Origin of the sequence: Pseudonocardia xinjiangensis, assembly GCF_050948425.1 — a bacterium.
Taxonomy (GTDB): Bacteria; Actinomycetota; Actinomycetes; order Mycobacteriales; family Pseudonocardiaceae; genus Pseudonocardia; species Pseudonocardia xinjiangensis.
The window spans coordinates 5334787-5354910 of sequence record NZ_CP192009.1 but is presented as its reverse complement, the minus strand read 5'-3'; the positions used below and the strand labels follow the sequence as shown (position 1 = coordinate 5354910).

The 20124-nt window shown below is 75.3% G+C and carries 11 protein-coding genes; 5 read left to right on the top strand and 6 right to left on the bottom strand.

Going from position 1 to position 20124, the window contains the following annotated elements; genetic code table 11:
* Nucleotides 1-155: 155 nt before the first annotated feature.
* Both ACQPZA_RS25295 and ACQPZA_RS25290 read left to right on the top strand, forming a co-directional pair.
* Nucleotides 156-1700 (top strand): acyl-CoA synthetase, encoded by a 1545-nt coding sequence (locus tag ACQPZA_RS25295; RefSeq protein WP_433274368.1) that lies wholly within the window; start codon nt 156-158, stop codon nt 1698-1700.
* 40 nt (nt 1701-1740) lie between these two features.
* Nucleotides 1741-2472 carry a Type 1 glutamine amidotransferase-like domain-containing protein gene (locus tag ACQPZA_RS25290; protein ID WP_433274366.1) on the top strand — a complete coding sequence of 244 codons (732 nt, stop codon included), beginning with the start codon at nt 1741-1743 and terminating at the stop codon, nt 2470-2472.
* A 40-nt stretch (nt 2473-2512) separates the two neighbouring features.
* Here the strand turns inward: ACQPZA_RS25290 and ACQPZA_RS25285 are convergent, their stop codons facing one another.
* Entirely contained in the window at nt 2513-3505 is a 993-nt protein-coding gene (locus ACQPZA_RS25285) for a cytochrome c oxidase assembly protein (protein WP_433274364.1), read from the bottom strand.
* A 164-nt stretch (nt 3506-3669) separates the two neighbouring features.
* Between ACQPZA_RS25285 and ACQPZA_RS25280 the strand changes: the two genes are divergently transcribed.
* The 3 genes from ACQPZA_RS25280 to ACQPZA_RS25270 are packed head-to-tail and all read left to right on the top strand — an operon-like array spanning nt 3670 to nt 9181.
* Nucleotides 3670-4851: a metallophosphoesterase family protein gene (locus ACQPZA_RS25280; RefSeq protein ID WP_433274362.1), complete on the top strand. Its 1182-nt coding sequence runs from the start codon at nt 3670-3672 to the stop codon at nt 4849-4851.
* A complete protein-coding gene (locus ACQPZA_RS25275; protein ID WP_433274360.1) occupies nt 4851-8186 on the top strand; it encodes an AAA family ATPase in 3336 nt (1111 codons plus the stop codon). The genes ACQPZA_RS25280 and ACQPZA_RS25275 overlap by 1 nt, the downstream gene beginning before the upstream one ends.
* Entirely contained in the window at nt 8183-9181 is a 999-nt protein-coding gene (locus ACQPZA_RS25270) for a hypothetical protein (protein ID WP_433274358.1), read from the top strand. The genes ACQPZA_RS25275 and ACQPZA_RS25270 overlap by 4 nt, the downstream gene beginning before the upstream one ends.
* Nucleotides 9182-9191: 10 nt before the next feature.
* Here ACQPZA_RS25270 and ACQPZA_RS25265 read toward each other — a convergent pair whose 3' ends face one another.
* The 5 genes from ACQPZA_RS25265 to recC form a co-directional block, all read right to left on the bottom strand.
* Nucleotides 9192-9971 carry a hypothetical protein gene (locus tag ACQPZA_RS25265; RefSeq protein ID WP_433274356.1) on the bottom strand — a complete coding sequence of 260 codons (780 nt, stop codon included), beginning with the start codon at nt 9969-9971 and terminating at the stop codon, nt 9192-9194.
* A gap of 74 nt (nt 9972-10045) precedes the next feature.
* The gene (locus ACQPZA_RS25260; protein WP_433274354.1) at nt 10046-11215 is read right to left on the bottom strand and encodes an acyl-CoA dehydrogenase family protein; all 1170 of its coding nucleotides are present in this window, start codon (nt 11213-11215) and stop codon (nt 10046-10048) included.
* A gap of 161 nt (nt 11216-11376) precedes the next feature.
* Complete coding sequence (gene recD / locus ACQPZA_RS25255) at nt 11377-13242, bottom strand: exodeoxyribonuclease V subunit alpha (protein ID WP_433274352.1); 1866 nt, start codon at nt 13240-13242, stop codon at nt 11377-11379.
* Entirely contained in the window at nt 13239-16604 is a 3366-nt protein-coding gene (locus tag ACQPZA_RS25250) for a UvrD-helicase domain-containing protein (protein WP_433274350.1), read from the bottom strand. The genes recD and ACQPZA_RS25250 overlap by 4 nt, the downstream gene beginning before the upstream one ends.
* 7 nt (nt 16605-16611) lie before the next feature.
* Complete coding sequence (recC, locus tag ACQPZA_RS25245; RefSeq protein ID WP_433274348.1) at nt 16612-19947, bottom strand: exodeoxyribonuclease V subunit gamma; 3336 nt, start codon at nt 19945-19947, stop codon at nt 16612-16614.
* Nucleotides 19948-20124 lie beyond the last annotated feature (177 nt).

The window sequence follows — 20124 nt, the reverse complement described above, 5'->3', positions numbered from 1 at the left end:
GTCGCCCGTTTCGGGAGGTCGAGTCGCCCGTCGGCGGCTGTCCGGGCCCCCGGATGTCCGAATTGCGGCACCCGGTAGCGTGGCCCGAGACAGTCAGGAGTGACTGTTCCTGTCGTCGGCAGGACCCGCAGTTCTCGATCCCCCGAGGGAGGCAGGTGTTCCCCGGCACCTTCGCCACGCTCACTCCCGACAAACCGGCCGTGATCATGTCCGACAGCGGTGCGGTTCTGACCTACGCCGAGCTGGACGACCGCTCCGTCCGGCTGGCGAACGTGCTGCGCGAGGCCGGCCTGCGGCCCGGTGACGGCGTCGCCCTGCTCGCGGAGAACCGGCTGGAGTTCCACGTCGTCTACTGGGCCGCGATGCGCAGCGGCCTGTACTTCACCCCGCTCAACCACCACCTGACGGCCGCGGAGATCGTCCACATCGTGAACGACTGCGGGGCGAAGGCGCTGGTTGTCTCGTCCGGCGTCGCCGCGATCGCCACCGCGCTGCTCGGACGGACGCCGCAGGTGGCGATCCGGCTGGCGGTCGGTGGCCCGGTGGCGGGCTACGACGACATCGTCGCCTCTCTCGCGGGCGCGTCGCCCGAGCCGGCGGCCGACCAGACCCGCGGTGCCGAGCTGCTCTACTCCTCGGGCACCACGGGGCAGCCGAAGGGCATCACCGTGCCGCTGCCGGGCCGGCCGGTCGACGCCTACGTCAACCCGCTGAAGCGGCTGTTCGGGGCCGGATACGGCATCGCCGGCGACACCGTCTACCTCTCGCCCGCACCGCTCTACCACACCGCACCCCTGCGCTTCACCGGCTTGGTGCACGAGGCGGGCGGGACCGTCGTCGTCATGCCGCGCTTCGACGCGACCGCCGCACTCGCCGCGATCGAGCGGTACCGCGTGACGCACAGCCAGTGGGTGCCGACGATGTTCGTCCGGATGCTCAAACTGCCCGACGACCAACGGCTCGCCCACGACCTGTCCTCGCACCGGGTGGCCGTGCACGCCGCGGCGCCCTGCGCGGTCGAGGTGAAACGCAAGATGATCGAGTGGTGGGGCCCGCTGGTGGAGGAGTACTACACCGGCAGCGAGGGGCTGGGCCTCACGATGATCGACTCCGCCACCTGGCTGCGCAGGCCCGGGTCGGTGGGGCGGTCGGTGCTCGGTGTCCTGCACGTGTGCGGCGACGACGGCGAGGAGCTGCCGGCCGGGCAGGTCGGCACCGTCTACTTCGAGCGGCGCGCGTTCCCGTTCACCTACCGCAACGACCCCGAGAAGACCCGTCAGGCGCGGCACCCGGAACACGAGAACTGGGGCACGGCGGGCGACCTCGGATACGTCGACGCCGACGGCTTCCTGTTCCTCACCGACCGCGCCGATTTCACGATCATCTCGGGCGGGGTGAACATCTACCCGCAGGAGGTGGAGAACGCACTGGCGCTGCACGCCGCGGTGCTCGACCTTGCGGTCTTCGGCATCCCCGACCCCGAGATGGGTGAGCAGGTGATGGCCGTCGTGCAGCCTGCTCCTCAGGTGGCGGTGGGCCCGGACCTGGAACGGGAGCTGCTGGCCTATCTGCGGGAGCGGATCGCGCACTACAAGGTGCCGCGCAGGATCGACTTCGTCGACACGCTCCCGCGCGCCGCCACCGGCAAGCTGCGCAAGCACCGGCTGCGCGAGACCTACCTCGCCGGAGCGCGCGGGTAATCGGCGGGCCGGTCGTCCGGGGTGGTGATTCGATCACGGCATGACCGCTGACGCCCCCACCATCCTGGCGACCTCGATCGGTTTCGCCCCCCGCAACCGTAACGAGATCGACTGCGAGCCCGGTCCGATCTTCCCGTACGCCTTCGAGCTGGCGAGGCCGTCCGCACGCCCGCGGCTCTGCTTCGTCGGCACCGCCTCCGGCGACGCGATCACCTACCTGACCACGTTCTACGGCGCGTTCGCCGCGCACGACGTGCAGACCTCGCACCTGGCCCTGTTCGGGATGCCGAACGTCGAGGACGTGCGGGCGCACCTGCTCTCCCAGGACGTCATCTGGGTCGGCGGCGGCAGCACCGCCAACCTGCTCGCGGTCTGGCGGGTGCACGGCCTGGACCGGATCCTGCGCGAGTGCTGGGAGGCCGGGGTGGTGCTCGGCGGGGTCTCCGCCGGGTCGATCTGCTGGCACGACGGCGGCACCACCGACTCGTTCGGGCCGCAGCTGGCGCCGATCACCGGTGGGCTGGGCTTCCTGCCGTACTCGAACGGGGTGCACTACGACGCCGAGGAGAGGCGCAGGCCGCTGTTCCACGAGCTGATCGGGAACGGCACGCTCGGCGCCGGGTTCGCCACCGACAACGGCGTCGGCGTCCATTACCGGGGCACCGAGTTCATCGAGGCGGTCGCGGATCGACCGGACGCGTTCGCCTACCGGGTCGAGCGCGGCGCCGACGGCTCGGTGAGCGAGACGAGGATCGTTCCGCGGCGGCTGTGATGATCTCTGCGGTTCCGGGGGCGGGGCGCTCGGCGGTCCGTCACTGCCGCCGGAACCGCTGGGACAGCTCCGGGTCGTCCTCCCACCACAGCCGCGGGCGGTCCGCGTCCGCCTCGTCGTCGGACGGGGGCACCGCGGCAGTCCTGGCGGCGTCGCGCTCGTCGAGCTCCGCGTCGATCACGGCGGCGCGCTGACGGTCCTCGCGCTGCATCCGCGCGACCACCACCCCGATGAAGGGCAGGCCCACCACGTCGCCGCCGATCCAGAGCGCGCCCGCGCCGAGCCACTGGTCGACGTGCAGGCTCGGTCCCCAGTCGCGCGCGACGGCCGTGTAGTAGCCGGCCGCGACCAGCGGGCCCAGCCAGAGCACCACGCCGAGCACGGCGTCGCCGATCATCTCCACGATGGTGATCGCGAGCGTCACGCCGTAGGGATCCGCCCGGGGGGCCGGGTCGATGCGGAACCTGGTCCAGAAGTAGATGAACCCGGTGACCACCAGCACCAGCCCGGCAACCGCGCTGGCCAGGGCGCTGCGCAGCGTCTTCTCGTACAGCGGGCTGAGGTAGAGCACGAGTAGCGGCAGGGTCAGGACGACGGTCACGACGAGGGGGAACGTGGCCACCCGGGCGCCGCGGCTGTGCATGACCCGGGAGAGCCGTGTGCGTGCCGGCGGGGGCAGCACGTCGCGCAGCAGCGTGAGCGGGGCCCCCATCGCCAGCAGCATCGGAACCACCATCAGCAGCACGATGTTCTGCACGGCCCGCACCCAGAACAGCGTGTCGTCGTACACGCCGAGGAACGACATCCCGACCAGGGCGATGACCACGACCCCGGCGGCGAAGCACGCGGTCCGGCCCCGCGGCCATGCCTCCGCCGCGGCCGGCCGCCTGCGCAAGCCCACCCCGTACCCGCCGCCGAGTGCGGCCACGGTCGCCGCAACCCCCGGCGTGAACCGCCAGGACGTGAACGTTCGTGCCAGCGTCAACGGCGGCGGACCGGCATACGCCAGCGCCGCGACCACTCCGGATGCCACGCCTCGACGCTACGCGCGCTCCGGACCTGGTCCGGGCGCCGGACCGCGCTGAGCGCGACGCGCGGGCCGCCCGGCGACCGCTCGGGCCGCCGGTCATGACCATCGGCACCGGTGGGTGTGGCGCTCCGGGATCTGACGGACCCGGTGCCTACGATGACCACCTGATGCGACTGCTTCATACGTCCGACTGGCACGTCGGCAAGACGCTCAAGGGCCATTCGCGCCTCGACGAGCAGGAGCAGGTGCTCCGCGAGATCGTCGGCATCGCGCGGGAGCAGGAGGTCGACGCGGTGCTCGTCGCGGGCGACCTCTACGACACGGCGGCGCCATCGGCGCCGGCGCAGCAGCTGGTGATCCGCACGCTCATGGGGCTGGCCCGCACCGGGGCCGAGGTGATCGCGATCGCGGGCAACCACGACCACGCGCCCACCCTCGACGCCTACCGGCCGCTGGCGGGCGTCGCCGGGATCACGCTGGTCGGGTCGGTGCGCACCGCGGAGCGGGGCGGGGTGGTGGAGTTCACCGCCCGGTCCACGGGAGAGCGGGCCACGGTGGCGGTGCTGCCGTTCCTGTCGCAGCGCTACGCGGTGCGCGCAGCCGAGCTCGTCACCAACACGCCCGCCGAGAACACCGGCGCCTACGACCAGCAGCTGCGCGACATCCTCGCCAGCCTCACCGCCGGTTTCCGCGACGACGCGGTCAACCTCGTGATGGCCCACCTCACCGTGCTCAACGGCACGTTCGGCGGAGGGGAGCGGGCCGCACAGTCGATCTTCGAGTACGCGGTGCCCGCCGCGATCTTCCCTCTCGAGGCCCACTACGTCGCCCTCGGCCACCTGCACCGCCGCCAGCGCATCGACGCGCCCTGTCCGGTGCACTACTGCGGCGCGCCGCTCGCCGTCGACTTCGGTGAGCAGGACAACACGCCGGTCGTCTGCCTCGTGGAGGCCGCACCGGGCACCCCGGCGAAGATCACCGACATCCCGATCACGGCGGGGCGCAGGCTGCGCACGCTGCGCGGCACGATGGCGGAACTGTCGGTGCTCGCCGACACCGTGGGCGACGACTTCCTGCGCGTGTGGGTACGTGAGCCCGCCCGCGCGGGCCTGCGGGAAGAGGTGATCGCGATGCTGCCCGGTGCCCTCGAGGTGCGGATCGACCCGGAGTTCGCCGCGCCCGTCGCGGCGTCCCGCCCCACCACCGGTGGGCCCGACCAGGGCCCGTCCGAGCTGTTCCGCGAGTACCTGGGCACCCGCAACATCGCCGACACCCGCGTCGAGCAGCTGTTCGCGCGCCTGCACGACCGGGTCACCGACAGTTCGAGCCCCAGCGGGGGAGTGGGCTGATGCGCCCGGTACTCCTGGAGATGGCGGGCTTCGCCTCGTTCCGCGAGCCCACGACGGTCGACTTCACGGGCGCGGAGTACTTCGCACTGGTCGGGCCCACGGGGTCGGGCAAGTCCACGGTGATCGACGCGATGACCTTCGCGCTCTACGGGTCGGTGCCGCGGTGGGACAACAGCCGCACCGTCGGGCTGGCGCTGGCGCCGTCGGTGGGCCGCGGCACGGTCCGGCTGGTCTTCGACGTCGCCGGCGGCCGGTACGTCGCCGCGCGGGAGCTGCGGCGAGCGGCCACCGGCGGCGTGTCGGTACGCAGCGCCCGGCTGGAACGGCTGCGCGACGGGTCGGGTCTCGGCCGCCCCGGCGAGGACACCGAGCCGCTCGCCGACGGCGCCGGGCCCGTCACCAAGGCCGTCGAGGAGCTGCTCGGGCTGCCCTTCGGCGACTTCTGCACCTGTGTGGTGCTGCCGCAGGGCGATTTCGCCGAGTTCCTGCACACCGAGCCGCGCAAGCGCCAGGAGAAGCTGGTGCGGATCCTCGGGCTCGGCGTCTACGACGTGATCGCCCGGGAGGCCAACAGCGAGGCGGCGGCCCAGCGGCAGCGGTCCGAGGTGCTGGCCGAGCAGCTCACGGCCTACGCCGACGCCACCCCGGAGGCCGAGGAGGCCGCCGCCGCGCTGGTGGGAGAGCTGGAGGCGCTGTCGGAGCGCGTCGGCGCCGCCGTTCCCGAGCTGGCAGGCGCGGAGGCCGCCCTCCACACCGCCGAAGGGCTGGTCGCCCGGCTGCACGCGGAACGGGAGCAGCTCGGCGCCCTCACCCTGCCCCACGGGCTCGCCGAGCTCGACACCCGGCAGCGCGCCGCGGCCGCCGAGCAGGCGGCCGCCGTGGCACGGGGCGCCGCCGCCGAGGCCGCCGACACCGCCGCGCGCGAGCGGCTCGCCGCCGCCCCGGCGCGGGGCCCGCTGGAGCAGGCTCGCCGTCAGTACGCCGAGCTCCGGAGCCTGTCGGCGGAGCTGCCGGGCGCGCGGGAGCGGCACGAGAAGGCGAGTGCCGCCTACGCCACCGCCGCGAGCGACGCCGCCGACGCCAGAGCGGGCCTGGAGCACGCGCGGTCCCGTCGCGACACCGCGGTCTCCGCGCTCACCTCGGCGCAGGACGCCGTGCGCAGGCTCACGGCTGAGCGGGACGCGCTGCGGTCGGTGGCGGTTCCCACCGGGCTCGACGCGCTCGAACGGCGCCGCGCCGGTGCCGTCGCCGCCCTGGACCGGGCCGACGCCGTGCTGGCCGAGGCGGAGACCGCCGACGCGCAGGCCCGTTCGGTGCTCGCCGCCGCACCCGACCGGGCGCCACTGGAGCAGGCGCGCCGCGACCGCCGTGAGCTCCACGACGCCGAGGAGGAGCGCCGCTCGGCCGGTGAGCGTGCGGCGGGCGCGGAGCGGGAGATCGCGGCGGCCGTGGCGCTGGTGGCCGACACCCGCCACCGCCTCGTCCACGCTCAGGAGCAGCACGCGCTCGCGCAGCGCGCCGATCTCGCCGCCGCGCTGCGCCCCGCTCTCGTCGCGGGCGAGGCGTGCCCGGTCTGCACCCAGGTGGTCGCCACCCTGCCCGCGCCGCTGCCGGCCGACACCGACCCCGACGGCCCGCGGCGCGCCGTCGCCGCCGCCGAGCGGGCCCACGACGAGGCCCGGCGCCGGGAGGTGGCGGCGGAGGCGGCGCGGGAGCGGGTGGCCGCCGAGGTCGAGCGGCTGGACGCCACGATCGCGCGGCTGCGCTCTGCGGTGCAGGGGGTGCTGCCCGCTGCCGGCGCGGCCCAGGTCCCGACCGCTGCGGAGATCGACGCCGCGCTCGCCGATCTCGACCGGCTCGCCGCGGCGGCGGAGGAGGCCGACGTCGCGGTTCGGGGTGCCCGCCGGCGCCGCGCCGAGGCGGCCGCTGCCGTGGAGGACCTGCGCGCCGAGGTCACCGCCGCCGCGGCCGCACTGCGGGCCGCCCGCGACCCGCTGGTGCCGCTCGGTGCCCCGGCGGTCGACGGCGGCGACGTCCTCCGCGGCTGGACCACGCTGGTCGAGTGGGCCGGCGCGGCGACCGCGTCCCGGCACGCCGAGCTCGGGTCCGTTCAGGAGGAGGCCGCGTCGGCCGAACGCCTCCGGGCCGCCGCCGAGGAGGCGTGGGCCGCGGCCGAGCGCGCCGCGGCCGAGCGGCGTCGCGACGAGACCGCCGCCGCCCGCGCCGAGCAGGACGCCCGGGGTGCCGTCGAGGCGATCGAGCGGAGCGTCACGCAGCTGGAGGCCGCGCTGGCCGGCGCGCCGTCCGACTCCGCCGCCGCCGCGGAGCTGGAGCGGCTCGACGCCCTCGACCTCGCGGTCCGGGAGGCCGACGCGGAGCTGCGCGCAGCCCGCGCCGCGTGGCGGTCGGCCGAACGCGCCGCGGCGGACGTCGGCCGGGAGGTCGCGGCAGCCTGGGACGCGCTGCGCCACGCCCGTGACCCGCTCGTCCCGCTCGGTGCGCCCGCCGTCGGCGGCGACGAGCTGCTGGCGGGGTGGCAGACACTCGTCGACTGGGCCCGCCGCGAGGCGGCCGCCCGCACCGACCGGCTGGCCGAGGCCGAGCGCGCGGCGCAGACGGCCAGGGGCGCCCGCGACGCCGTGGAGCGCCGGATCGCCGACGACCTGCTCGCCCACCACGTCTCCGCCGCCCCACCGCTCGGCACCACCGCGCTCGCCGCGGTCGCCGGCGTGATCGCCCGGTCCCGGTCGGCCCAGGAGCGCGTCGCCGAGCGGCGGGCGGCGGCGGAGAGAATCCGCACCGACCGCGAGGAGGCCGAGTCGGCCCAGCAGGTGGCGAAGCTGCTCGGCAACCTGCTGCGGTCCGACGGGTTCCCGCGCTGGCTGGTGGCCTCAGCGCTCGACGCGCTGGTGGCCGACGCGTCCCGCAGCCTCGCCGAGCTGTCCGGCGGCCAGTTCGAGCTCACCCACGAAGGCGGCGAGTTCCTGGTGATCGACCACGCCGACGCCGACGCGCGGCGCCCGGTCAAGACGCTCTCGGGCGGTGAGACGTTCCAGGCGAGCCTCGCGCTCGCACTGGCGCTCTCGGCGCAGATGTCCGGGCTCGCCGCGCAGGGGGCCGCCCGCCTGGAGTCGATCTTCCTCGACGAGGGCTTCGGCACTCTCGACGAGGCCAACCTCGAGGTCGTCGCGAGCACGCTCGAGAACCTCGCCACCCGGGGCGACCGGATGGTCGGCGTCGTCACGCACGTGGCGGCGCTCGCCGAGCGGGTGCCGGTGAAGTTCGTGGTGAGCCGCGACCAGCGCACGTCGTCCGTCACGCGGGAGGGCCTGTGAAGTTCGCCGTCGAAGCCTGGGATCCCTCCTACGGCGCCAGCGTCGAGTCCGAGCTCAACGAGTCGGCCGCCGAGGTCGTGCTCGACGTCGAGCAGCCCGTGCAGCAGTGGTGTCCGGTCGACCCGGACCCTGCTGTCGCGCCGCCGGAGGCCGTGCTCTTCGTCGACGGCGTGCGGCGGGTGGACGCGCAGGTGTGGGTGGAGGAGGAGCCCGGGCTGGCCTCGCCCGCCCTGTGCGCGTCGTATGCGGCCGGGGCGGTCTGCTGCTGCCGGGAAGGCGCACATCTGCTGCCGCCCGAGGTCCGCCGCGGCGTGTTCAGCACGGCCGAAGCCACCACCGACATCGTCACCGGGGCGGGCGCCTACCAGGCCCACCACACGACCGAGCGGCCCGGTGTGGCGCCCGGCCAGGTGCTCAGCTCGGCGCTGCAGCGGGCGCTCGCCGACACGGAGTTCGTCGCCGCCACCGTCGCCCGTGCCGCCCACCTGGCCCCGCTCGACGGCGCCGGCCTCGACCACGCCGCCGTCGACGACCTGCTCGTGCTCGACGGCTCGCTGCGCGGTCGCCAGCACCTGCCGCGGACCATCGGGTACGTCAAGACCCACCACAGCAGCTACCTCCCCGCCCAGCTCGGGGCCATGATCGCCACGCTCGCCGCCGGGCAGCGCACGCCCGTGTTCCGGATCGAGGCCCCGTGGCGACGCCACACCTGGTACCTCCGGCTGCCGTGCCGTCCGGGAGCGCCGTGGGCGGGGATCGTGCGGGTGGAGTGCAGCGCGGAGCTGGCCACGGCCGACGCCGTCACGCTCGCGTCACGGAGCCAGGTGACGTTGGGCCGCTTCGCGTCGGTCGAGTTCAAGGACTCCCGGGCGCCGCAGAACCTGTACCCGATCGCCGGCCTGGAGCGGGAGCTGCGCCGGCGGCTGGGGGATCCGAACATCGTGTACCGGGCGCTGCGCCGCGCGGCGGCCGAGCGGGAGCCCGCGGTGGTCTGACCCCGCCGGGTCAGCGCTGGGGGAGCCGGGGCTCCACGGGCAGGTCGAGGATGCGCGCGGCGAGGCGGGACCTGCTGGTGCCCGGCTGGAAGTCGGTGGCCCGGATGCGGCTGCGCAGGTACTCCCGCTCCTCCCGGCTCCACCGCGCCCACAGCTGCTCGACCAGGTCCAGGGCCTGGTACTGCTCGTTCGCGGACGCCGGGGCGGTGATCGCCGACGCCAGGAGCCCGGTGTCCGCCGTCGACGGATCGCCCTTCATGAACCCGATGCTGAGGGTCCGGAGCACCGGCGAGCCCCCGATGAACAACGCCCGCACCTCGGCGGCGGGGATCGTGGAGCCGAAGGCCATCGCACTGGCCCGCTCGACCAGGACGTCCTGGAGGTGCACCCGCGCGCTCTCGTACTCGGGGTTGCCCCGGAGCTCGGAGTGGACGATCTCGTAGGCGATCGCGAAGCGCGCCAGACCGGAGTTCTCCATCACCCCCGCGGCGGTGGGGGCACCGGTGGCCGCCGCCTCCATCGTGAGCTTGAGGCTGACGCCGTCCGTGCCCACGTTCAGCTCTGAGAGCCGGGGGAGAACCAGCACGACGATGACCAGCGCCGCGCCGGCGACGAGGACGGCCACCGCGGCGGTGTCGCTCCGCAGCACGAATGCGCTCACGCAGCCGGCGACGAGGGCGGCGATCCCCAGCGCGGCCGCGCCCGCGCGGAGGAGGAGCGCGAAGGACAGGCCCGGTCTCCGGGGCGCGCCCGCACCTGCTCCGGCCGGGGCCACCGACTCGTCCGCCACCAGGACATGATCGGCGCAACGGCCCGCGGCTGACCACGCGGGGTGGCGGTTCCGGCTCCGAACGCGCCGGGCTCCTAGATCATGGCGCTGGCCTGCTCCTGGACCCCGGCCAGCGCCCGGCCGTACATCTCCCGGATCAGCCCCTCGTTGAGGCTGGGGTGGCGTGCCGCGGTCTCCAGATCCCGCCAGTTGCGCTCGATGACCTTCGCTCGGGAAAAGGAGCTGGCGCCACTCACCGTCAGCAGGAGCTGCAGTGCCTCGCGCAGGCACCGGGAAGCGTGCCCGGCGTCCATCCGCCCCCGGGCCCGCAGGGTGATGTCGGGTCGTCGTCCGGCCTCGGCCGCCTCGCTGAGGGCCTCGGCCGACCGGGCCATGTGCAACCACGCCGAGTCGATGAGGTTGGCGGCCTCCGCCAAGCTCGCCTGGACACCCGGGGAATCGGCGAGCCGGCTGTAGGTCGACATCGCCAAGGGCTTGCCGCTGTCGACCACGTCCATCGTCTGCTCGAAGGCCGATCGGGCGATCCCGTGCAGGACCGCCGCGAGGGGCATCGCCAAGGATCGGCCGGGAACGCGATAGAACGGCTCGGCGCCTTCGCCACCACCTTCCATAAGGTCGATAAAACGACGAATATGGCGGTCTGCCACGAAAACCTCGTCGGCCACGAGCGTATTGCTGCCGGTTCCCCGCATTCCGGCCATGTCCCAGGTGTCCTCGATGGAAAGGGCGTCGAGGGGCACGAGTCCGAGACCCCGCTCGTTGTCATCGTTCACGATCGGCATGCCGAGCGCGGCCCAGCCGGCCTGGTAGCAGCCGGACACCGCCGACCACCGGCCCGACACGAGCTGCCCGCCATCGGTGCGCGTGACCACGAGGCCGAACCCGGTGAACGCGCCGCACAAGGCGACATCCGGGTCCTTCCCCCACAGGTCGGCGCGGACCTGCTCACCGAACGACCCGGCCATCCGCTGCGCGCCGTAGGACAGGGCGACGACCCACGCGCTCGACGCACACGCTCGCGCCACCTCGGACGTGACCTCCAGACACGTCAGCAGGTCTGCCTCGGCGCCGCCGCGGCTCCGGGGGACACCGAGCCGGAAGAAGCCGGCCTCGCGCAGAGCGTCGGCGGCCTCGTCGGTGAGCCGACTCTCCCGTTCGGCCTGATCGGCGTTGTCCCGCAGCACGGGCGCGATGGCCCGGGCAGCTTCGACGAGGGCCGCGCGTTCGCGGTGTGTGATCTCCATCCTCGGTCCTCCAATGGGTACGAAAACGCGGCATACGACTCGGCGATCACGAGGAGTGTATTCGCGAATGGCGATGAGTGACTATGGAGAACGTCACCCGGGAGGTATACGGGGATGACTATCTTCTCGCTGATTCACAAAATCCCGAAAGACGACAACACTCAGTTTTCCAGCCCCAACCGCAGGCGCAGCCCACTCGCCCGCCCCACCGGGCGCTGCACTGCAGCGCGCACAGCCTCCTCCGTGCCGACGACCCGCACGAACTCCCGCGCCCTGGTGACGGCGGTGTAGAGCAGCTCGCGGGTGAGCAACGGCGACTCGGCGGGCGGCAGTACCACCGTGACCCGCCGGAACTGGCTGCCCTGACCGCGATGGACGGTCATGGCGTGCACCGTGGCCACCTCCGCCAGCCGCGACGGCGGGTGCAGCGTGGGCGGGCCGCCGCGCGCGAAGGCCACCCGCAGGCCCTCGGGGCGGTCCACGACGACGCCGGTGTCGCCGTTGAAGAGGCCGGTCTCGTAGTCGTTGGCGGTGACCAGGACCGGGCGCCCGGGATACCAGGGCCCGGCCGGCGCGGCGCCGCGGGGGAGGCCGGCGCGCGACCCGAGCGCGGTGGGGGGCGCGCCGAGCCACCGCTCGATCTCGCCGGTCCACCGGGCCACGCCGTACGGCCCCTGGCGGTGGGCGCACAGCACCCGGTGCTGTTCGAGCGCGGCGAGCGCGGCCTCGACCTCGCCCGCGGCGGCCGCCCGGGCGAGCTCCCGCCCGGCCTGCACGACGTCGGCCCGGACCGACTCGGGCTCCGAGGCGAAGGCGAGGTCGGGCTGTCCGCTGCGCAGCAGGCCGACCGCCGTGTCGGCGTCGCCCGCCTGCACCGCCCTGGCGAACTCGGCGATCGTGCCGCCGAACCGCCAGACGTGCTGCAGCGTGACCACCCCGTTGACCACACCCCCGGTCAGGCCGAGCTCGTGGAGCGCCGCGTCGAGCGCGGGCTCGGCCCGGCCCGGAGCGCGGGCGAGATCACCCAGCACCGCACCGGCCTCGACGGACGCGAGTTGGTCGGGGTCGCCCACCAGCACCAGGCGGGCCTGCGGCCGGACGGCCTCCAGCAGCCGCGCCATCATCGTCAGCGACACCATCGACGTCTCGTCGACCACCACCACGTCGAACGGCAGGCGTTGGGTGCGGTCGTAGCGGAAGCGGCGGGTGCCCGGCCGCCACCCGAGCAGCCGGTGGAGGGTGGCCGCCTCCGGCACGCGGGCCCGCAGCTGCTCCGGCAGCTCCGCAGCCACCGCCTCCTGCAGGCGGGCCGCCGCCTTGCCGGTGGGCGCGGCCAGCGCGACGCGAGGCGCGGGGCCCGGCTGGTCGTGCAGCAGCGCCAGCAGGCGCGCGACGGTGGTGGTCTTGCCGGTGCCGGGGCCACCGGCCAGCACGGTGACCCGGCGCAGCGCGCTGACCGCTGCCGCGAGCCGCTGCCGCTCCGACCCGGCCGCCGGGAAGAGCCGGTCGAGCCCCGCGCCCAGCCGGGGCAGATCCACCTGCGGCGGAGCCGTGGCCGCCCGTTCGGCCAGCGAGCACCGCACCTGCTCCTCCTCCCGCCAGTAGCGGTCGAGGTAGAGCAGCCCGTCCACCACCCGCAACGGGCTGCCCGCCGGTGCGTGCGCCCCGTCGGCCACGAGCGGGCCCGACGTGCACGCCGCGAGCCAGCCGTGGGGCTCGGGCCAGGGCAGTGCGGAGACGTCGACGAGCTCGTCGCCCTCGCCGAGCACCGTGCGGCTGACGTCGGCCAGGTCGACGCACACCGACCCCAGCCGTACCGCGCGCACGGCCAGCGCCACCGCGAGCAGGACCTCCTCGCGCGCTTCGCCGCCGAGCCGGCCGACCCGGGTGGCGACGTGGACGTCGGCCGGGTCGAGCACCCCGGCGGCGTTGAACGTGGCGAGCAGGCCCGTGGCCGTGCGGGCCAGCCGGACGTCGCCGGGATCGACCGCCGGGCCGACGGCGGTGGCTCCCGCAGGGGTGGTCACGATGCCACCGCCCCGTCGAGCAGTGCGGAGAGCTCCACCACCAGCGCGGCGGGCGGCAGCCAGCTGAACACCCCGCACGGGACGCCGTCGACCACGGGGGTGTCGGGGCCGCACATGCCGCGCACGAACAGGTACAGCACGCCGCCGAGGTGGCGCTCCGGGTCGTAGGCCGGCAGGCGCCAGCGCAGGTACCGGTGCAGGGCGACCGAGTACAGCAGTGCCTGCAACGGGTACTGGGCGGCGATCATCGCGTCGGCGAGACGGACCGGCGCGTAGTGGGCCGAGGTGAGCGGTGCCGGTCCCTCGGGCCCGACCGGGCCGAGCCAGTTGGTCTTGTAGTCGACCACCGCGAACCGGTCGCCCGGGAGCCGGAGCACGGCGTCGATGCTGCCGGTGAGGTAGCCGCGCAGCTGCTGCTCGGGAAGCTCGGCGAGCACGTCCGGGTAGCGCACCAGCGGATCATCGGCGGGCAGGTGGCGGCGCAGCAGCGGTGCCACGGCGGCGAGCGGAACGGCCGCCCCCGGACCGTCGCCACCGGCGAGGGGCAGCTCGAAGTCGAGCTCCGCGAGCTGGTGGCGCGGGGCGATGTCGGCCAGCCGCAGCCCTCCGGCGAGCGGCCCGAGCGGCGTGCGCGCCGCGGGCAGGAGCGCCGCGGCGAGCGCGTCGGCGTCGACGCCGGGGGCCGGGTGCCGCGCGAGCTGCTCGTGGGCGTGGACGGCGAGCTCGGCCGGGAGGTCGGCCGCGGTGAGGTCGGCCGCCTCGAAGATCGCGTGCACGAGGGTGCCGAAACCGGCGCCGACGGGGAGCTCGGCCATCGGTGACGCCAGCACGCCGCCCGGGGCGGCGTCTCCGGCCGGGTCGGCATCGAGGCCGACGCCGTCCTCGAGGTCCCCCTCGTCGTCGGTGCCCGGCTCCTCCGGCTCGCTGCCCACGCCGGGGCCGTGGCCCGCCGTGGCGGTGAGCGCGCTGTAGGAGGTGCGTCGCCACGCGGTGTCGAGCAGCCGCCGGAACTCGGCGGCCCGCAGTTCACCCGGCACCGATGCGGGCGCGGTGAAGCCGGGAGCGGGCCGGAGCCCGACCTCCTCGACGGCGATCTCGGCACATGCCAGCTCGCGCAGCGCCGCCAGCGCGGCGGCGTCCGGCGGGACCCGGTAGGCCTCCGCGGGCTCGGTGCCGGGGCCGGGACGTCCGATCAGCAGCCGGTGCAGCGGGGACGTGGCCGTGGTGGTGGCCGGCACCCACCACGTGACCACCTGGCAGCGCGCCCGGGTGAGCGCGACGTAGAGCAGCCGCAGGTCCTCGCCCGCCTCCTCGGCGCGGTGCTTGGCGCAGCGCTCCTTCCAGCCGTCGCCGGTCTCCCCGCCGACGTCGAGGACGCGGGCGCCGGAGTCGTCGTGCAGCAGGGGCACGTCGGGGTCGCGGACGTTGCGGTCCCACCCGAAGGGCACGTAGACGATCGGGAACTCCAGGCCCTTGCTGCGGTGGATGGTGATGATCTGCACCGCCGCCGCGTCGGACTCCAGCCGCCTGCTGCGCTCGGCGCCGACGTCCTCCGCGGCGTCGGCGATCCGGTGGCGGAGCCAGTCGGTGAGCGCCGCCGGGCCGAGGTGCTCGGCCACGGCCGCCGCGTGCAGTGCCTGCGCGATGTGGCGCAGGTCGGTGAGCCGCCGCTCCCCGTCGGACGTGGCCAGCAGCCGCCGGGGCAGCGCGGTGGCCGTGGTGACCGCCTCCAGCAGGGCCGCGACGCCGCGGTCGTGCAGCACCGTGGCCCAGGCCCGGAGGGTGCCGCCGAGCGCGTCGAGCAGGTCGTCGGCCGCGGGGCCGCACAGCTCCTCGACCGTGTGGCCCAGGAAGCAGGTGAGCGCCGCGGCGCGGGCCCGGAACGCCCTCGGCTGCTCCAGCGCCTCGAGGAGCGTGAGCCACTCGGCGGCGATCGGCGTGCCGAACACGCTGGCGCTGCCCGAGAGCACCGCAGGCACGCCGACGGCGGCCAGGGTCTCGCGGATCCGCGCGCCCTGGTCGTTGGTGCGCACCAGCACCGCGACGTCCCCCGGCAGCACCGGACGGCCCTCGACGTGGGCGGGGCTCGCCAGCAGCGCGGCGATGTCGGCCGCCGCGTCGCCCGCCACGAGGTCGCGCGCCGGGGCGACGACGGCGAGGTCGCGCTTCGGTGCCTTGGGCAGCCCGGCCCGCGCCACCACCCGGAGCCGGAAGGGCGTGTCGACCGGTGCGCCAGCCAACCGCTGCCCCCGGTGCGCGGCCTCGACCGGGTGCACCGTGATCCGCCGGTCGCCGAGCGCGGCGCCAGCGAACACGGTGTCGAGCGCGGTGAGCAGCGGCGCGTCGCTGCGCCAGTTGCGCGCCAGCGTGGCGTGCCGGCGCGCGCTCTCGGTGGCGTCGAGGTAGCTGACGACATCGGCGCCGCGGAAGGCGTAGATCGCCTGCTTCGGGTCGCCGATCAGCACCAGCGTGGTGTGGCCGTGGAAGGCCCGCTGCAGGATGTCCCACTGGACGGGGTCGGTGTCCTGGAACTCGTCGACCAGCACGACCCGGTAGCGGTCGCGCAACCGCTGCGGGGCCCCGCGGGACGGGTCGGCCAGCGCGTCGGCGAGCCGGGTGAGCATGTCGTCGTAGGTGTAGATGCGCCGGGCGCGCTTGCGGCGCGCCACCTCGCTGCGCACCGCCACCGCGAACCGGTGCCGCACCTGCGCCGTGCTCCCCGGGGCGGCGTCGACCGGTTCGAGCCGGGCCTGCCCGTCGTGCACGGCCCGGCGGGCCAGCGCGAGGGCCTCCGACCGGCTGAAGGCCGGCGTGCCCGCGCCGTGGGCACCGTACTTGCGCACGTAGAAGTCGTCGACCACCTCGGTGACCAGATCGTCGATCGACTCGGCGAAGACGGCGTCCGGATCGCCGTCGCCCGCGACGCCGAGCCCGGCGAGCATCTGCTGGCAGAACTGGTGGGTGGTGGCGATCGTGGCGGCGTCGAACTGGGTGAGCGCACCGGCGAGCCGCCCTCGGCGCACGGCCACCTCGGCGTCGGGCGCGTCGGCGAGCAGCCGGAGCACCTCGTCGCCGCCGCTGCGCGCCGCGGCGGGCTCGGCCAGCCCGCTCTCGGCCGACACGAGCCGCTCCCGCACCCGTTCCCGCAGCTCCTGGCTGGCCTCCCGGCCGAACGTCACGAGCATCAGCTCGGGCAGCGTGGCGTGGCCCTCCGCGACGTAGCGGGCGGCGAGCGCGGCGATGGTGAACGTCTTGCCGGTGCCCGCACTCGCCTCCAGGACCGTGGTGCCGGTGGGCAGCGCGCCACAGACGTCGAACGAGGCCGGAGCGAGCACCGGGGTGCGGCCGATGGTCGTCGTCATGGTCGTCTCACAGCCGAACCACGTCCTCCGCCGTCAGCAAGGGGGCCCACAACCGCATGGCGAGCGCACCGAACCGGGTGGGCTCGCTGCCCGGTCCGCCGGGGGCGGTGAGCACGCCGGGCCCCGGGGCGCGCCCCCAGACCCGCACGTGTGCGTCGTCGGCCTGCTCGGCGCCCGCGCCGCTGGTCCACTTGCGCAGCGCCTCCTCGAGCGCCGCAGCGGCGTCGGCCCCCCCGCGCCGCACGGTGGCGTAGGTGTGGGCCGCCACCGTGGGCAGCGGCAGCGGCTCCCGCAGCCCGGCCCGGTGCAGCTCGACCAGCTCGGCGAGCACGTCGGTGGCCTGCGCGGGATCGAGCGGCCCCGCGCTCGCCCTGGACAACCCGAACCGCGTGCCCCGGCCGATCGTGACGGCCGTCCACGGCTCCGCTGTGGACGCGGTGAGCGCCAGCAGCCGGACCCACGCCCGGATCCGCTGCTTCGGCGCCAACCGGGAGAACTCGACGCGCAGCAGCACCGTGCCGTGGAGACCGCCGAGGGTGCCCACCACGCGGATGCCACCCGGCAGCGAGACGTCGACGTCCCGGTCCTGCGCCTCGCCCACCCGGAGCGGGGCCGCTGCCGCGACCAGCGGTTCGACGTCGTCGAGCACGCGGGTGAGCACGGCGTCGCCCAGCGCGCCCGGCGGCAGCTCGCCGCGTCGCCACTCGGCCTGCCTGCAGTGGTCCAGGTCGTGGCCGGCGAGCCGGTCGTGCAGCAGCCGGTTGCCGATCGCCCAGGTGGCCAGCCCGTCGAGATCCACCGGCAGCGCGTCGGACGGGTCGTCCTCGCCGGCGAAGAGCGACAGGCCGACCCGCTGGCGGAGAAACTCCTTGACCGGGTGCTCGAGGAACGTGACCAGCTCGTCCAGCGTGACCACCGGCCGCTCGACGGGCGGGAGCGGCCCCGTGACGAACGGCCTGGCCGACGACTTCGGCCCGGCGGCGGACCGCGCCCCGGCCAGCTCGGCACGGTCGAAGCTGAAGGGCCCGGGCGCGGCCAGCGCGGCCGCGGTGAAGTTGCGGGCGTCGAACGGCTGCAGCGGATGGCGCACCACGACGTGCTCCCGGGCGCCGGCCCCGGCCGTGGCCTCGATCGCGTCGAGCAGCTCCCCGAGCGGCACCGCCGGTGGGCGGCGCGCGCCGGTGCGCTCGTCGGCCCCGGAGTGCACGACGACGAGATGCTCGGTGGCCGCGCAGATCGCGTCGAGCAGCAGCTGGCGGTCCTCGCTGCGGGGGTCGCGCTCCCCGACGAGTGGGTCGCGGGCCAGTACGTCGTCGCCGTCGGGCACACCGGCCCGCGGGAACACCCCGTCGTCGAGCCCGAGCAGGCACACCACCCGGTGCGGCACCGACCGCATCGGCACCAACGTGGCCACGGTGAGCGTGCCGGTGCGGAAGTTGGCGCGGGTGGGACGCCCGCGCAGCTGCTCCCCGAGCAGCCCCCGCACGTCGGCCAGCCCGAGTGGGACGACGGCGGCGTGCGGGCCGGCCGCGCGGGCGGCGTCGGCCAGCTCGCCGCGGGCCTGCGCGGCCTGCCACGCGTCGGTGGCGGTGGTGTCGGTGAGCGCGTCGAGGCCGCCGACCAGCGCGGCCACCCACTCGTCGAGGGTGTGCTCGCCCGCCAGCCGGGACAGGACCGTGGCGAGCCGGTCGACGAACTCCGCGAGCCGTCCGATCCGCTCGACGTCGCCCGAGTCGACCTCCTCCATGGGCAGCGCGGTGCCGAGCCACTCCTGCTCCCCGGAGCCGCCCGCCATGGTGACCCCCAGCAGCAGCCGGTCCAGGCCGGCTGACCAGGTGTTCTGCGGGAACCCGTCGAGATGGAACGGAGCGCGGTGAGGCGCGTCGAGGCCCCACCGCACCCCGGACCGGACGACGAGCTCGCGCAACCTGTCGAGGTCGGTGTCGTCGAGCCGGAACCGGCGGCGCACCGGGGTGGAGCCCAGCAGGTCGAGCAGCTGCGACGCGCTGAGCCGGGCGTCGGCCAGCTCGAGCAGCTGCGCGACCGTGTCGAGCAGCGGGTTGACCTGACGCAGCGCGCGGTCGGCCAGCCGCACCTGCAGCTGCTGGCCCGGGTGGGTCTCGGCGCCCGGCGCCTCCCGGTCGCCCAGGCCGAAGCTCGCGGAGATCAACGGCGCGAACGTCTCGATGTCGGGGCACATGACCAGCACGTCGCGGGGTTCGAGCGTGGCGTCGGCCTCCAGCAGCCCCAGCACGACCTCGCGCAGGACCTCGACCTGGCGGTCGGGGCCGTGGCAGGAGTGGACCTGCACGCTGCGGTCGTCCGGCCGCGGTGGGCTCTCGCCCGTGGGCGGCCGGTCCTCGCGCAGGTCGTGCTGCAGCCTGCCCAGCAGGGTGGCAGGGGGGTCCGGCAGCGGGTGGTGGTGGTCGACGAGGGACGGGGCCGCCGCGGCCAGCCGGACCTGCAGCTCCCGGACGTCGCGCCCGAGCGAGGACAGCAGCGGATGGCGCGGCAGGCTCGCGGTGGGGTCGGCGCGCCGCTGCGGGACGCGGCGGAGCGGCTCGACGCCGGCCCAGAGCGCGGGGGAGGGGTGGGGCAGCCACAGGTGCACCTCGCGGTGCTCCGCCAGCGCCCCGAGCACGGCGAGGTGCTCGGCAGGCAGCCGGGTGGGGCCGAACAGGGACAGCCGCGGCGGCAGATCGGCCGCCGCGGGATCGGCACGCAGGGCCGCGCAGGCGGCGCCGAGCCGCTCGGCGGGCCCCGGCACCCCGATCCGCTCGCGCAGCCGCCGCCACAGCTCGGGCTGCCAGGCCAGGTCGGCGGCGCGGTCGCCCGGGACGCCGCCGCCCGCCCGCCAGCCCTCGAGCATGTCGGGACGGGCCGCGGCGTAGGACGCGAACAGCTCCGCGAGGTGGCGGGCGGTGGCATGCCGGCGGCTGCGTCGCGCGTCGCCGTCACGAACCCCGATGTGGACGCCCAAGGGGGCGCACCACGGCTCGCCCGCGCTCTCGTCGATGACCTCGAGCAGCGGCCACACCGCCCGCTCGGGGCGCCACGGGTCGTCCCGGGGGTCGACCCCGGTGGCACCGCCGACCGCTGCGGCGATCATGGCGGTGGGGGAGGGGAACGCGACACCAGCACACACGCCGTCACCCCGCCCGGCGGCGGCGCCCAGCCGGTGCGACAGCTGCTGCGCCAGCCAGCGCTCGATGCCCTTGGCGGGCACCGCGACGACCTCCGCCGTGAACGGATCCTCCGGCGGGTGGGCGAGGAGCTCACCGAGCGCCCCGGCCAGCGCGTCGGCCCGCTCGGCCCGGTGCACGTGCAGCACCACTGATCCCACCCCCCTCCCTCGTGCGGGACAAAGGTAGGACGCCGGTCGGACACTCCCGACGGGGGGCGGCAGGCGTGACCCACAGTGAACTCTTCCGAGAAAAGGACACGATGGTGGTATCCCGCTACCGCCCCGTACACGGGAAGCTGTGCCTCGCGATCTTCCGACCGGCGACGTGCAGGAGGG

Bases quoted from the DNA above. Each gene is read 5' to 3' on its own strand.
- ACQPZA_RS25275 (WP_433274360.1), top strand. From the start codon at position 4,851: ATGCGCCCGGTACTCCTGGAGATGGCGGGCTTCGCCTCGTTCCGCGAG.
- ACQPZA_RS25250 (WP_433274350.1), bottom strand. From the start codon at position 16,604: ATGACGACGACCATCGGCCGCACCCCGGTGCTCGCTCCGGCCTCGTTC.
- ACQPZA_RS25290 (WP_433274366.1), top strand. From the start codon at position 1,741: ATGACCGCTGACGCCCCCACCATCCTGGCGACCTCGATCGGTTTCGCC.
- ACQPZA_RS25280 (WP_433274362.1), top strand. From the start codon at position 3,670: ATGCGACTGCTTCATACGTCCGACTGGCACGTCGGCAAGACGCTCAAG.
- ACQPZA_RS25260 (WP_433274354.1), bottom strand. From the start codon at position 11,215: ATGGAGATCACACACCGCGAACGCGCGGCCCTCGTCGAAGCTGCCCGG.